14 protein-coding genes are annotated in these 14,869 nt (G+C 52.8%); all 14 read right to left on the bottom strand.

The features are described from left to right. Nucleotides 1–744: 744 nt before the first annotated feature. The 14 genes from ACYVI1_RS08045 to ACYVI1_RS07980 all read right to left on the bottom strand — a co-directional run bounded on the left by ACYVI1_RS08045 (nt 745) and on the right by ACYVI1_RS07980 (nt 14,836). Nucleotides 745–2,724: a sensor histidine kinase gene (locus ACYVI1_RS08045; protein WP_460908621.1), complete on the bottom strand. Its 1,980-nt coding sequence runs from the start codon at nt 2,722–2,724 to the stop codon at nt 745–747. A gap of 51 nt (nt 2,725–2,775) precedes the next feature. Continuing rightward, nucleotides 2,776–3,225 carry a nuclear transport factor 2 family protein gene (locus ACYVI1_RS08040; protein ID WP_460908619.1) on the bottom strand — a complete coding sequence of 150 codons (450 nt, stop codon included), beginning with the start codon at nt 3,223–3,225 and terminating at the stop codon, nt 2,776–2,778. Nucleotides 3,226–3,306: 81 nt separating this feature from the next. Then, complete coding sequence (locus tag ACYVI1_RS08035) at nt 3,307–4,518, bottom strand: DUF1624 domain-containing protein (protein ID WP_460908617.1); 1,212 nt, start codon at nt 4,516–4,518, stop codon at nt 3,307–3,309. A 16-nt stretch (nt 4,519–4,534) separates the two neighbouring features. Then, complete coding sequence (locus ACYVI1_RS08030; RefSeq protein WP_460908615.1) at nt 4,535–6,028, bottom strand: amidohydrolase family protein; 1,494 nt, start codon at nt 6,026–6,028, stop codon at nt 4,535–4,537. Between the two features lie 19 nt (nt 6,029–6,047). Beyond that, a complete protein-coding gene (locus ACYVI1_RS08025; RefSeq protein ID WP_460908613.1) occupies nt 6,048–7,292 on the bottom strand; it encodes a DUF1624 domain-containing protein in 1,245 nt (414 codons plus the stop codon). 109 nt (nt 7,293–7,401) lie between these two features. Then, on the bottom strand, nt 7,402–7,896 hold the full coding sequence (locus ACYVI1_RS08020) for a RidA family protein (RefSeq protein WP_460908611.1): 495 nt from the start codon (nt 7,894–7,896) through the stop codon (nt 7,402–7,404). Between the two features lie 153 nt (nt 7,897–8,049). Next, nucleotides 8,050–8,541: a YybH family protein gene (locus ACYVI1_RS08015; RefSeq protein WP_460908609.1), complete on the bottom strand. Its 492-nt coding sequence runs from the start codon at nt 8,539–8,541 to the stop codon at nt 8,050–8,052. 33 nt (nt 8,542–8,574) lie between these two features. Beyond that, nucleotides 8,575–8,907, bottom strand: a complete 333-nt coding sequence (locus ACYVI1_RS08010) for a MoaF-related domain-containing protein (protein WP_460908607.1) — start codon at nt 8,905–8,907, stop codon at nt 8,575–8,577. 69 nt (nt 8,908–8,976) lie between these two features. Beyond that, nucleotides 8,977–9,960, bottom strand: a complete 984-nt coding sequence (locus ACYVI1_RS08005; protein ID WP_460908605.1) for a dioxygenase family protein — start codon at nt 9,958–9,960, stop codon at nt 8,977–8,979. Nucleotides 9,961–10,099: 139 nt separating this feature from the next. Next, entirely contained in the window at nt 10,100–11,437 is a 1,338-nt protein-coding gene (locus ACYVI1_RS08000; RefSeq protein WP_460908603.1) for an MFS transporter, read from the bottom strand. 141 nt (nt 11,438–11,578) lie between these two features. Next, nucleotides 11,579–12,673 (bottom strand): DUF4440 domain-containing protein, encoded by a 1,095-nt coding sequence (locus ACYVI1_RS07995; RefSeq protein WP_460908601.1) that lies wholly within the window; start codon nt 12,671–12,673, stop codon nt 11,579–11,581. An 85-nt stretch (nt 12,674–12,758) separates the two neighbouring features. Further along, complete coding sequence (locus ACYVI1_RS07990; RefSeq protein WP_460908599.1) at nt 12,759–13,298, bottom strand: nuclear transport factor 2 family protein; 540 nt, start codon at nt 13,296–13,298, stop codon at nt 12,759–12,761. A gap of 38 nt (nt 13,299–13,336) precedes the next feature. Beyond that, nucleotides 13,337–13,831: a YybH family protein gene (locus ACYVI1_RS07985; RefSeq protein WP_460908597.1), complete on the bottom strand. Its 495-nt coding sequence runs from the start codon at nt 13,829–13,831 to the stop codon at nt 13,337–13,339. A 63-nt stretch (nt 13,832–13,894) separates the two neighbouring features. Then, complete coding sequence (locus ACYVI1_RS07980; RefSeq protein WP_460908595.1) at nt 13,895–14,836, bottom strand: NAD-dependent epimerase/dehydratase family protein; 942 nt, start codon at nt 14,834–14,836, stop codon at nt 13,895–13,897. Nucleotides 14,837–14,869 lie beyond the last annotated feature (33 nt).

Below are 14,869 nucleotides of genomic sequence, written 5' to 3'. Positions count from 1 at the left end.
TGCTGAAATGTTTGCATTAAAATGGACGGGTGTGTTGAAAAAATAGTTTACAAAGAGCCGCGTCCGTTAACTCCGGACGCGGCTTTTGTTGGCTGGCAGGTGTAGTCCCGAAATCACCTGTTTCTGCGTAATCCATTCTGCCTGCCATTGCCACCAGACCAACCCGCCCGCACCACTTAACACAACCAAAGCAAGCTCAATCAACGCCTACCCCCAATACCAAAATGGGCGTTGGCGAATGGGCGGAACGTCGGCAGATAAATCATTGGTCAACGGTTCGAGAAAATTCGCAACTGGAGCCAACTCAAGAGTTTCGGGCAGGGTGGACAGTCTTGTTTCGCGAAACTCGGACGGACTCAGGGTAAACTCTGCCGTGAATTACTTGCTGAGATTTTGGGGGTTCGTCATGCCCACCGCATCACCAATCTCCGAAATGCGGAAGTCAGTGCTAGCCACCAATTACTTGGCGACCAACAGCCGACGTTGGCGGATATACAGCGAAACCAAAAACGGAGAATAGTTTTTTAGGGAACGGTACAGGTGCGACCGACTAACATTCAGTTCATGACAGAGCGATCAGCCGAAAGCGACGAGACATCGAACCACCGAACCACTCGTCGATCAATCGATCAAGTTTAGTAATGAAGCTCTTATTAGGCGATACCATTCAACGCGGTGAACTGGGTTAGATGCCTAAAGATACGGACCCTCGGCTTCTGAAAAATAGATACCGAAATTTAGGTTTTATCGGGTAAATCGGAGGTTGACCAGCGTGCCATTTTGGTTTTCGTAGGTCAGCGTGCCACCTAATTGCCGGGTGAGCAGGTCAATCAGTTGCGTGCCAAAACCTGTTCCTTTGGCCGGGTCGCCGGGTAGTTTGCCGACGCCGTTGTCGGCCACCTGAAGCAGAAACGAATCGTCGTCGGGTCGGCGCGTCAGGCTGATGCGGATGGTGCCACTGTCCTTACCGACGAACGCATATTTCAGCGAATTGGTCAGCAACTCGTTGGTTATCAAACCCACTGAAATAGCCGTGTCGATGTCTAAGACCAGTTCGGGCATGGAGCAATCAATTTTGACACGCCCGGCGGCATCGAACGAATCGAGGATGCTCTCGCTCAGGTTGGTGAAGTAATCGCGCATTTCGATGGCCGCCAACTGCTCGCCCTGGTAGAGTTTCTGGTGGATAATACCCATGCTCTGCACCCGGTTCTGGCTGGCCTGCATGACTTCCTGCACGTTGGGGTCGGTGATTTTAGCCGACTGCAAGGCCAACAGGCTCGACACCACTTCGAGGTTGTTTTTGACCCGGTGGTGAATCTCCTTCAACAGCAGTTCGTTCTCGGCATTGCGCTTATCGAGGGCCGCGTTGGTCGTCGCCAGATTTTCATTCAACGCCTGCAACTGCCGGGCCGATTTTCGGCTGTTGCGGTAGCTAAAAAACGCACTCGCTAGGAGCAGCACCAACAACCCGCCGATGCCGTAACTGAGCCGTTGTATTTGCCGCTGTTGCTCAATTTGCCCCGACTGTTGGGCGATGGTCTGGTCTTTTTGTTGGGTTTCGTACTTGATGAGCAGTTCTTTTCGGAGCGTCTCATTTCGTTGCCGTAACGCATTGACCTCCAGCGCATTTCCCCCCGCAGCATACACATAGGCCGAATCGGGTTGCCGCAGAGCCTTGTACGATTCGGCCAGCCAGACGTAGTGTTTCTGTAGCTCTTCGGGGAAATAGACTTTTCTGTTTTTGAGGTGATTGATGTAATCTTTCAGATACGGCACGGCCCGGGCATACTGGCCGCGCAGGAAGTAGATGCTGCCGACATCACCTTTCCAGCCATTGGCGTTCGCGGCTCCGTACACCCCCTGTATGCCTTTCCAGGCGTACTCAAAATCGGCTAAGGCTTCGTCGTATCGCCCTAACGCCCGGTACGCTTTTCCGCGCCAGGCCCGCACGTTGTACGATTCCTCGGCCCGGAGGTCTGCTGGCATTTTTGGGAGCAACGCCAATGCCTGATTAACGGTCGCAAGGGCCTTTTCAGGTTGTTTCAGAGCGATGTAAATGTTGTTCCGAACAATTAAGGTCCGAATCTGCCCGAGCGTTTCCCCGTCCTGCTGATAGGCTGAAACCGCTAACTGACTGTATTTAAGAGCCGAGGCAAAGTCTTTCGTCTGATAATACAGTCTGGCAAGCGCGGCATAAATCGAATTGACGATTTTGGGCGACTTGATGGCTTCGGCCAGCCGTAACCCCTTGAAATACTGAACTTCGGCCTGAGCGAATCGTTGCAATTGCCCCAAATTGTCACCAACCGTTTTGTATGTCTCGCTGATCGCTTCCTTGTCGTTGGTCTGGAGAAATAGCATCAGGGCTTTCTGGTTATGGAAATAAATAGAATCCGGGTTTTCGGAACTCATACTGCCGTAGTGCCAATTCGCTATCTGTTGATGGGCTTTGGCGATAGATAACGGCATCCTGGTGGCCTCGGCACGGGTCAGCGTCTGCCATACGTCCTGCTTTACCTGGGGATCAGTCGCGCCGGTCATCTCATTTGTCGCTATCTCTAATTTGGCAAATACCGTGTCTAACGGCAGCGATTGCAGCGTTACCCCGTCGGCCAGTTTGTAGATGGTAGCGGGGGTTTGTTTTGGCGTTGGCTCGGTTTGGGCAATGGCTACTGCGCCGATCAACAGCAGGGCGAGGGGTAGGGCTAGGCGGGGTTTCACAGTCAGCGTTGGTTCTTCGTTTTATTCCGGGTTAATACCTTACCTGTTTTGTTAACTTCGTTCAATCAGCGTTGAGTGTAAATGCCTAACCTTCCACCGTTTTTTTACTTTTGCTAAAGCTACGGTTTCCAGCCATAATGATGTGATTAGTTTTGCGTTTTTGGCTATTGTTGAACGAAGGCGATACGTGACCCAGGCCGTAGTTTTATCGGTTGTCGTGCTGATGAAATCAAACGAATTGGTGCGCTTAAAATCGACTGCTGTGTTCCTCTTTATGGCATTCGTGACGAGGGTGTCGATGGTCCAAACCTTGCCATATTCGTACAGCGTAATGTCAGGTGTGCAATACGTTTTCAGACGTACCGAATCTCGGTTAGAAAAGGCTTCAAAAAAATGTATAACCGTTTGCTGTACAGCCTGTTGGTCTTTTGTGCCTACTTGCTGTGCCTGTACCGGTATTGAGAATAAAGCTGTCATGAAGATGAGCATTATCTGTCTCATTTTTGGCGTTTTTTAGTTGATATACACTGTAATCACTTCTTGAATATTACCGCCTACGTTGGTAGCTGACCATCCTACCAATTACAAATAACTCAGCCACCACTGCTCTTTGTGGGCTTGTTTATAGCGGTCGAATTTTTTGCAGACCGGATAAAGTACCAGAATAATCCCAATCCAAATGGCGTACACGATGGGCAGGTCAAACCCGAATCCTTTCAGGCTTTCGGTTCTGAATGGCATTTGCGTTAGGATCATTTTCTGCCAGCCAAATCCCGTAGCTTCGGCCACAATCAGGGCCAGAACGTGAATCAGATAAAGATGGATGATGTAATAGAAAAACGGCACTCGTCCAAATACACAAAAGAAACCAACTACTTTACCTTTCAGGCCTGCTTTCAGGTGTTCGGTGTTTGCCAGAAACAGCAGCGTTGCGCCGAGGGTCAGGAGCAAAAACGTAAGCGATGCCGGGTATTTGGTCAGCCGCAGAAAGGAAAATACCGTTTGTGAAAAATGGTCATAAACTGTCCAGGGCAAAGCATTACCATAAACGTTTGCCCCTCTGATTATCAGCATAAACGCCACTGCCGAAAGCCCAATAGTTTTGAATAGCTTCCGCCGGGCATCGGCCCCAAAAGATGGATTGTAAAACGGGCCGAACCAGTACCCCAGCGACATAACTGCTACCCACGGAATCAAGGAATACCCCGCCCGAACCACGTGGCCGGGACCAATCGGGAAAGACGCTCGGCCATGGAGTAAGGCCCACAAAAAAATGCCCTCGACCTGAATACCATCGAGCAGATTATGACCGAAAATAATGACGCAGCTAAAGACGAGGATGGCTATTCGGGGCAGATGAAGTAAACCCGCCAGAAAAATCATGCTGATGCCCAGCGACCAGATCACCTGAAAGTTTACCTCCCGAAACTGAATATCGAAATACCAGCCAAAATCCATCACGACTAATTCCACGAAAATCAACCAAAGTCCGCGTTTCAACAGAAATACGGATAACTCGTTCCGCGTTTTTCGCCTGCCCACCAAAAAGGCCGATAGTCCGGCCAGAAAACTGAAGGCCGGGGCGCAGAAATTGGTGATGAACCGCGTCAGAAACAGGGGCCATGTGGTGAACGCGGGGTCGGTTGCGTCGAAAAAATAGGCATCCTGATGAAAATAGTCCCGCACGTGATCCAACGCCATGATGACCATCACCACGCCTTTCAGCAGGTCAATGGATTCGATGCGGGCGGGACGCAGGGCCGTAGCGGGTAAGGCAGGTAACAGCGTGTTCATCTGATGTTGGGGTTGACTATTGCTTGAACTTCCCATACACCGGTTGCCCCGGCAACGTCCCGGCCATGGTTTTGCCGTTCCGCAGCACGACGCTTCCGTTTACGAGTACGTACTCAATCCCTTCTGAAAAGGCCAAACCGGTTTCAAACGTGGCTTTGTCAGTGACGGTCTGCGGATTGAACACCGTAATGTCGGCATCGGCCCCGACCTGAATCCGGCCTTTGAACCGCATGGTGGGGGCTACGGTTTCGAGCATGTTGGCCGTCAGGTACGTCATTTTTTCGATGGCGGCAGGCAAGTCGAGTATCTTGTCTTCGCGCACGTATTTGCCCAGCACCCGCGCAAACGTACCGGCCGTGCGGGGGTGCGCCAACGGCGCATACGGCCTGCCGTCGGAGCCAATCAGCACACCCTTCGCCCGGATACCGGCGGCTACCCAGTCGGGTTTCATGGCGTGGAAAATGACGATTCCCTTCGTTTTTCGGTACGCGTCGAAAGTCTCTTTGGTAAGCCGTTCGCCGGTTGCCGCCCATTGCAGGTCCTTGTAGCCGATGCCCAGCCGCTCTTGCCAGCCATCGGCAAACATATTGGTAAACAGCCCCGTAGAACCGGCGGTGTAGGGGTAAATTTCGGCGGTGATCGAAAAACCTCTTTTTTGGGCCGTCTGTACCATCTCGATGCCCACCTCAATCTGCGACAGCATCATGCTGCCGATATGCACCAGGTGCATCGGCGCGTTGGTCAGCATGGCATCGGCGATGGCCTGTTGAACATACACGAGGTTTGGATCGCGGACGTGGTTGAAAATAGTGGTCTGCATCTCGCCCGCCAGTTGATAGACCCGAAAGACCTCTTCGGGTTTGGCCCCCGGCACGTACCCAATGTACAGTCCAATGCCAATGCCCCCAACTGCGAGGTCGTTTCGGATGTTGGCCAGCATGGTTTGGGTTTGGGCTGCGTCGATCCCTTTGGTAAACGAACCGCCCACCGCACTCATGCCCACGTCGGCATGGAAGGTCTCATTCGCTACGGCCTGCCTCAGTTCGGCGGCTTCGTTGGCGTAGCCGGGTAACGCCTGCATCCGGGCAAAGCCCCAGTTGACACTCGCCCCGTAGTTGAGGAGGGCCTTTCCCCGACGAGTCTTGTACCACTCATCCAGAAATGGCACGCCCACTTCCAACTCCAAGGCCGTCGTGATGCCGTCGTGCAGTTGGTATTCCTGCTCTTTGTTGCTGATGCCGTGCACGTGCGGGTCAATAAAACCGGGGGCCACCACCAAGCCGGTTGCGTTGATGACCTGCTTCCCGCGCAGGGGGTCCGCCGAAATCTGGGCAATTCGTCCGCCGATGATGCCCACATTCCGCACGGCATCGAATTTGGTTTCGGGGTCGATCACCCGGCCACCGAGAATCACTATGTCATACTCAGGCTGCGACTGTGCAAGGGCAGTTGGCGGAACCATTGCGCCAAACAGCAGGCAGACCGGCAGGAAAAGGAGGCTATTTTTCATGTTTTCTGGTAAAAGGGGTTCACAAATAGCTCAGCCACCACTGCTCTTTGTGGCTCGTTTTGTAGACATCGTACCGCCGGCAAATCGGATAGAGCGACGCAATGACAGCTAGCCAAATCACATAGACAACCCAGAGAGAGTAGCCGCCCTCACCCGGCAAAACAAACCGCATCGGGATTGTTTTCAGGGCTTCGTCGGCCTCGGCCATCGTGTGTCCGGCGGCAAAAAAGACGAGCATCCGCAGCGTGTGCAGCACGTACCAATGGATGGTGTAGTAGAAAAACGCCGTGCGCCCGTAGGTACGCAGCACGCTGGTAACGCCGTTTCGCACCGGTTCCAGCAGGGCCAGCCCCACCAAACCCGGCCCGACCGTAATGCACATATACAGCAGCGATGGGGGGTATTTATGCACCTTCAGGAACGAGAATAACGTGCTGAGTCCGTCTTTTTGAACGCGCCACGGAAATGGGTCGCCATACACGTTCAGCCAGCGTAGCCCCACGAACAGCCCCATGGCTCCGGCTCCGAGTGTGAGCAACACCCTGCGCCGTTGGGCGGGCGAAACGGTTGGTTCAAACCAACAACCGAGGCAGTAGCCCAGCATCATCAGGCCCAGCCAGGGCAGAAACGGGTACAGGACTATCAGGAACCGACCCAGCGCATATTCAAATACCCGTTGGCTGCCCCCATGCACCAACGCCCACCAAAACCCCGATGAAAACCCCGGCGACTGCTCCCAATAATCCAGCAAGTTATGCCCCAGCACAATTACCAACCCGATGCCCAAAATAACCCGAAACGGTAGCCACGTCAGCCCGGCCATACACACCATACTGATGCCCAGCGACCAGAACACGACCAGCGTAATGGGATTGAAGAGTGTAAACGTGTCGGCTGGCGCAATCAGCAGTACCTCGGCCACGATCAGCCACAGCCCGCGTTTGAGCAGGAACCTACTCAACTCGATGCGGGACTTCCGCAAGCCCTGCAAATAAATGGACGTGCCGGACAGCAGCGCAAACGTGGGCGCACAGAAGTGGGTAATCCAGCGCGTGAGGTAAAGCGCGGGTGTGGTTGTTGCCAGATTCAGCGGATCGTCGGTCATGGCCTCGGCGTGGAAAAAATCCCGCGTGTGGTCCAGGGCCATGATGACCATAATCAGGCCCCGCAGCACGTCGATGGACTCGATGCGGCTTTTGATGAATGAAGGCGCTGGATTGAGAGAGCCTTCGGTTACAGATTCATGGGGGAGCGGAAAAGTCATTTCGGTATAGCGGCTAAAACTCGTCTATGTGTGATGGAAGATTTGGGCTAACCCCAGGCAGGAATCTGTCAAAAACGATGAGCCTCAACATCGACTTCGCTTAACTGAATTAGCGCGCTTTATAGGCTTCTAACTCAATCTCAATCAACTGGCCGGGCAAGGCTAATTCCTTCACGCCAAACCACGACCCGGTCGGAAACTGCTTTTTGTAGATCGTATTTCGGTAAGCCGACTGGTTCACAAATTCGGGCATGTTCGTGGTCAGAATATTCTCCACCACAACGTCGTCCCAGGTGTAGCCATAGTGCTTCAGAATTTTGTCCAGATCGGCGTAGCAATTTTTCATTTGTTGGCCCAGATCACCTTTAGCCGTCAGGTTTCCTTTCTCGTCCATACTGACCGCGCCCGATATTTTGAGTTCATTGCCAATCCGAACGGCATGGGAATAACCATACGCTTTTTCGACTTCGGGCCGTAACAGGAAGTACTCCGGTGCATCGGATTGAGCCGCTGGTTTCTCATCTGCTTTTTGGGGTGCGGTATTGCAGCCGACGGTAAACAGGAGCAGGGCGGCAAAAGCAGGAATAAATTGGTTGATTTTCATGGGTTTATCGAATAGAGAAAAGGCTACGAGGTTATTAGCTTTATATCCGCTTTACAGCTACCTAAAAAAAGTAGAAAGGCAACAAGCAGGACCGGGTAGGTTGATGGCTTCATTTTTCTGTTTTGAGCATGGGGTTTACGTTAAAAATCCGCCTTACTGTGGCGCGCTGGTGTTCCAGATGTTGGCGTAGAGTTTCCAGTCGCCGTTTTCCTGCTTCCAAACGTTCAGGTAGTTCCCTTTTTCGGTGATGTTGTCCTTGCCGTAGCGCATCAAATACGGGCCTTCACTAATCAGATAGTCCCCGCTGCCGTACAGGGCCGTTATCTCTTCGTGAAACTTGCTGATACCGTAACTGACGTATTCTGCGTTGATGGCTTCAATCGAGCGTCGCCCGGTTACCATATCCGAACCAGGCGCAAAAATTCGGGCATCCGTCGTGAAGATATTATTCAGAAACGTGGTATCGCCGGTGATGTGTGCTTTGGTGAACCGGCGGGTTTTGTCCTGAATAATTTTTTTTGCTTCCACTATGTCGGTACGGCTGTGTGTATCGGTGGACGGAGCGGGCGCGTTGCAACTTATGAGTGCCAGGCCAATGAACGTACCGGCCAGCCAGACAAAGTGGATTGGTTTCTGGGTAAGCATGGTTTGGGCGTTTTATTTTTTCGGCTCGAGCGTTCATTTCATCGGGATAATCCTTCCGTCGGGCCGGAATACGTGGCAGCGGGCTTCGCCGGTCGCAAAATCGGAGTAGAGCGAGACAAACGTTTTGTCCGCTTCCTGCCAGCCAGTCAGCACGGCGTGGTCGTTGATGAGGACCGTTTTACTTTTGTCGGTTTCCGCCCTGTTTTTGTCCTGCCAGTGCAACGTCGATTCTGACAGGAATGTCATATCCACTTCGTAGCCGCTGAGCGAATAATGCCATGCGTTGTTAAACCGGTCGGTCGCGGGAGTCTGCGCCACGGCGGATGACGCGACCAGCAGCATGGTGAGCAAGAGGAGGACTTTCATAGGTTGTTTATTGAGTTATCACTTGCCCGGAAACTACCAGGCACATCCATGTGAAAAGTAGGGCGAGAATTACACTCGTGTGCCATGCAACTCTTGTCCATCCCGCGCCCGAAACGTGGCCGACACTACCTTACCGGCGGCATTGCGGCCAAACGTCAGCACCGTGTCGTAAAATGAAGCCGCATCGAACTGATCTTTGGCTTTCCAGAACAGTTCGGCTTTGGGGGCATTGGTGGTAGTCAGATAAAGCAGACCATCCTGTTGCTCCACCTGCATGGTAACCTTGTCGTAGGGGCCACCCAGAAAGTTATTGAGAATATACTCATAGTCTGTGCCTTTCGCCTGCAATACATACTCGCCGGTGTAGTCGGCCAGGACCTTCGCGGGCAGCATACCCACCTGCACCTTGTCGAGGTTGATTGTAAACTCGATGGTTGGCGTTGGGGTAGTTTTGTCTAATTTACTTGTCAGCCGCATCTGTTCTTCGTGGGTAAATGAGTTTAGAATCTCGTCGGTCCTGTTGCGGGCCTCTCCATCGAAGTAAAGTTGCGTAACCAGTTCGTGGTAGCCGCGTTTAGCCACTTTGTAATGGATATGCCGCGCCCGCCGACCATACAATCCCGGCAGTATCGTTTTGAACTGGTATTCTCCCTTTGCATTGGTAACTGCCTGCGCCCAGCCCTGAAAGTTGGGGTCCGACTGGCCGGAGTCGCCATACTCGTGGCGGTATTTGCCGTGGTGATTAGCCTGCCAAATCTCAACAATAGCCCCGGCAATGGGCTTGCAACTGGTGTCGAGTATTTGACCCTTCACGATGATGACCTCACCCGTAGCGATGCCTGCCTGTCCGGTTATCTGCGTGAGGTCAACGTCATGGTCGGCCTGCGACCGGAACTGCATAGTTGGGAATGGCCCAAGTTCCTGACGGGGCGTAACGGCGCAACGGTCTTTGTCGGCATCGGTCAGCGTAAACGCCGTGCCGACTGTGCCGGCAGCCAGGCCAACGCTTAAGCGGAGCCAGCTTCGACGGGGGATGTTTGGTTGCTTTTCCATGGATGCTTGGTTTAATTGACTTACTGGTAATACACGCGATTAAAAAAGGCCGTAAGCCTGGCCGACGTTTCGGCTACCACATCGGTCATTCCTACGGGATTTGCCAGGACGAGGACTACGGTTTGTTTCATGGTATCGGTCATGCTGTCAGTGCGCCCACCGCTGCCGGGTTTGCATTCTCCAATTCCGCTACTTGCATCAGGTGCTTTTTGAGGTTGATGCCCTGACTAATTAACAAAGCGACGAGGGCGATTCCCGCGAAAGCAAGCAGGGTGTAGTTCCAACTAAACTGGTCTCGAAGTGGCCCGATCAGGGCGGACCCCGCCGTTTGGCCAAGATTAAAAATGGCCATCGACAGGGTGAATTGCAGGGCGGAAATTCGTTTCCAGCAACATTGCATGACCAGGGCAAAAATGGCGATGATGACAAACGTGTACAGGAGACTGAAGACCGCGATATAACCGTCTACAAAATACGGTCGACTCCACCAGGTTTGGCCAAAGGCCAGAAGGACGGTGAACAGGATGAGTAAAACCAGGTACGTGCTAATCATCCGTAGTTTCCCGAACCGATCCACCAAAAAACCACCCGCCAGCATCCCCAGGATGCCTCCGGCCAGCGAAGTAGCGGCATAGACCGAGGAATAGGCCTGGTTTGACCAACCGAGTACCTGAATGGTGAAAATTGGAAACAGGGTTCGCATGAAAGCCAGTGCCATCATGATGGTAAACGTCGCAACCAGCAACACGAGGGTATTTGGCAATTTCAGCACCCGAAACAAGGAGGTGAAGATTTCGTTGAAGCTGCTCAACTGCATGGCCGCTGTGACCGGCGATATCCTGCCCGCCGTCCAGGGAAGCAGTTTTTCGTCCGGGTATTCGCGCAGTAACAGCGGCACCAGCGAGATCAGGAGCACGACAAACGACAGCGAAAAAAGCGTGGTGAAGAAACCGTAGTGATTGAGCAGCCAAGTGCTAAGAGCCAGTGAAGCCGCCGTGCCAACGACTTTGGCACCCCACATCATTCCATTCGCTTTGGCCTGTTCATTTGGGGGTACGATGTCAATGACTAGGGCATCGGTTGCAATATCCTGAAAGATGCTAAAAACAAAAACGCAGGAAACAACGGCGATCAAGGCGTTCAGGTTGCTCAGGGGATCGGGCAAAAAAGCCATCCCAATCATACTGGCAGCGATGCCTGCCTGCCCAAAAAGAATCCAGGGCCTTCGGCGACCCATGGCTAAAAATGTGAACCGTTCGATCAACGGAGCCACAATGATTTTGACGCTAAAGGGTAAAAAAATAAGGGCTGAATAATTACCGATTTCGGCGGGCGTTTTCCCATGTACTGCCAGCCAGGCCGGCATCGCAAACAGCATTATTCCTTCCGGGATGCCCTGCGCCACGTACAGCATCGCAAAGCTGAAGTACCGTAACGAACGGTGTTGTGAGAGCGTAGGCAGGGTTTTGAGTGACATGGTTTTTCAGATTAACTTCTACCCATCTGGCCGTGCATTTGACCAGATGGGTGAAAGACTGGTTCGTTCCTTCAGAAGCTGTCAGCAACGTCTCATTCCGTGCCACCCGGCAGATGTGGACATAGACGGAAAGGCCGCGACTTATTTTTTGCTCAGAACCATGACGGTTGGTTTGCCCTGAACGCCATCTTTCTGCATGGTGGCGGCCAGGTCAGGGCGGGCAAAAAAAGCCTGAGCCGCTTCAGCCGAGGCCCACTCGGCAATGATGCACACCATGTTGGGGTCATCCTGCAACGTACTGACTTCGGCGCTCAGCTCGCCCGCAAACCGCCGTTCGTTGGCGAAGGTGTTGAACCCCTTCTTCCAGGCGGCATAGTCGGCTACCTTGTGGTAGGTGACGGTTTTAACGACGGGCATAGTCTTTATCTCGCTGAGTTTCCACTGCCCGTTTTCTTTGACCACCCGGTTGCTATAGGCTCCGTCGTAGTGAATGGACTGGCCTTTGGTTGTGCGGCCATTCTGACGAAAGATGCCCGTCAGGATGACGCTGCCATCAAACTGCGGTATGCCGTTCGAGATGCTGATCGCCGTATTCACATCCTCCTCGGCAAAGGCTTTGGTTAGACCGGCAACCTCCTTATCGAGTCCGGTTTTGGTAGTGCCATCGGGTGCGGTCCTGACGATGCCGCTGGTCATCAGGGTTTTGAGCGTGGCGAGGTCTTCGCGGTTGTAGGCATCCTGAAATTTCTTCACCACCTCGGTCATTTCATCGGCGAGGCTCGAAATACTCAATAGCAGCTTTTCCTGCTGTATTTTCCACTGACCGCCTTCCTTGGCAATAATCAGGTCCATCGAACCAGGTGCGGGCTGTACTTTGGCGTTGGTCTTGCGGTCAAAATCGTAGCCCGTGAACGTAGTGGTGATGGCCATTTTCCCACCGGGCAGGGCTTTGGTGCTTTTCACCGTGAAGTCCTGGTAGGTACCCACCGTTTCGCCGAAATCGCGAACGTAATCATCGTTCCAGTACGACTTAGGCAAGATTTTACTACTGCCGTCGCGGTTGACCCGGCTAACGCTATCGCTGAACAGGGTCATCAGGGTGGTGCGGTCGCCTTTGTTGTAGGCATCCTGATAGGTTTTCACGAAGGCCACGGCCTCTGGGTTCAGGGACTGTGCGTGAAGCGAGAAATTGCCCAACAGCAGGGCAACGAGCATGAGTAATTGGCTGATTTTCATAAGAGGTTTGGTATGATTATTGGGTTTGTTCAACAGGGCCAATTCTTAAGCGGGTCAAACCTTCGTCCCCCCGCATACCGACGATCTACTTGACTGCTACCGGTGCCGATGCCGACTCCTGGTAAAAGGTCGCTTTCCACGCGCCATTGATTTTGGTGAAGAGCATCGTTCCCGCTACGTGTTCAAACTTTATTTTCTGGCCGGTTTTGAGCGTTGCATCCTGTTCCATCGAGAACGTATAAAGCACCAGCGAGTCAGTCAAAACCCGTATCGCTTCCTTGGTTGGCACGACACTCAACGTCTTCATTTGGCTAAACCCGTCTGCGTTCAATTTTTTTAGCGCGTTGTAATCGCCGAAGGTGCCATCGGGATTGACCGCCTGAAAATCAGGCGTATTTTCAAAGTAGGTCATGCACGTTTCAATATCCAGTTTTTCGACCTGTTGGAAGAAATCTTTCACGAGGCCAGAAATTTCTTTTTCAATCGCCTGCTTTTGTTCAGGTGCCATTGCCGACACGGCGGTTGCTTTGGCGTCAGTTTCCTTGGCGGGTGAACTACAACCGGCGGCAAACAGGAACAGGGCCGTAACAACGGCCAGTATCTCGGGTAGTTGATTAGTTTTCAATGGGATATCTTTAAACAGGGTTGATTGACTGTATTGACCTACTTAGCCGCAGGCAGGGGTAGATCGGAGTTTGTTATGTCGCGGAAGGGCCTCCATTTACCAGCTTCTTTTTTCCAGAGGACGATGTACTTGTCTTTGATCACCTGCGTACGGGCTTTATCGAACAGGCTTGCTTGGCCTTCCTCCGACACGAAATCGCCGGTTCCCCATACGTCGATGGTGGTAAACTCAGCTTTGGCGATTCCAGAACCGAGGACGTTGTGTATGGCCGTCTGAATATTTTTGCGGCCTACGATAGCTGGTGCGTTCGAGAACATCAGCTTCGCGTCTTCGGTATAAAAATTGGCCATGCCCACCGAGTCGCCTTTAGCAATGAAGCCCGCGAACTCAATATTGGCGGCTTCGATTTCTTTTTTGAGTGTGGCGTTATCGACCGTCACAGTACTTTCTTTGGCGGGCGAGTTGCAGCTAGCGGTGAATACAAGCGTAGCCGCAAATGCAGCCAGCATCAATGGTACCTGGTTGGTTTTCATGGGTTTTAGGATTTGGATTGACTGAAAACGGGTCTATGCGAACGTTAGAAGCCTGTATCAGGATCAAACGTCGGCCCACTCGTTGAGCGGCACCTGGGCGGGTTGAAACTGCATTCCCAACTCCTGAGTGGCTAGCGCGTTGCTATACACGTTTCGGGCAGCGTTGACCGGGGCTTTGCCGTTCAGCATAAGCGTCATGTCTGACATTTTATAGCTTTCGCTATTGAGCAGGTAATTCCTGCCATGCAGCCCGGCGGTGGTTGCGGCCCGGAAGATTCCCTCGGCCACGTCGGAAACCGACACAATAGCCATCTCCACGTCGTGGTCAAACATCATCTGCACGAACGGATTGGGGGCAATTTTATGCTTGATAAGGTATTGCAGGCCCACTGACGTCGAGTCATCGCGGGCCGACAGCGGTTTACCCATCACGCCCGTGGGCGACACGCTCACGATCTCGAAACCGGGTTGGGGATACGTAGCCACGAATGTTCGCACGGCCTGGTCGGCGTAGTACTTGGCCTGCGCGTAGGGAATGGATTCGGGGTCCAGGTACGGCTCGTCTGCTTCGGTATACTGGTGGTCGGCAGGGTAGTGGGGGACGGGCATCGGGTAGGCAGTGTTGAGCGCACCTACTGAGGCCACGAACACCACCTTCTGTACCGAAGGCGTCTGGCTGACCACCTTCAGGAAGTTCTCGGTTCCGTGGACGGTCGGCTGGAATACCTCTTCCTGCGGATTCTCAGTGGCTAATTGAAAGGGAGTGCCGCTATGAACCACAATGTTGCAATCCCGTAAAAACTCGCCAAGGGCTGCTTCGTTGGTTACGTCCACTTCCCTGATGGTCAGGTTTTCAGCGAGAGAAAGCTGATGCAGATGCTGGTATTTTTCGGGTTTGGCAAGGTCAGTAGTGGATACCTTCACAGTATAGCCTTCGTTCAGAAATTTTTGGGTGACGTAGCTGCCAATGAAGCCAGCTCCGCCAAGGACACCTACCGTTTGCATACAGTTTTTGGATTAAACCGCCGGGTGTTCGTT

The organism is Spirosoma areae (assembly GCF_054781775.1).
Note: the sequence above shows the minus strand (reverse complement) of the source record. Positions and strands in the feature narration are given on the sequence as shown.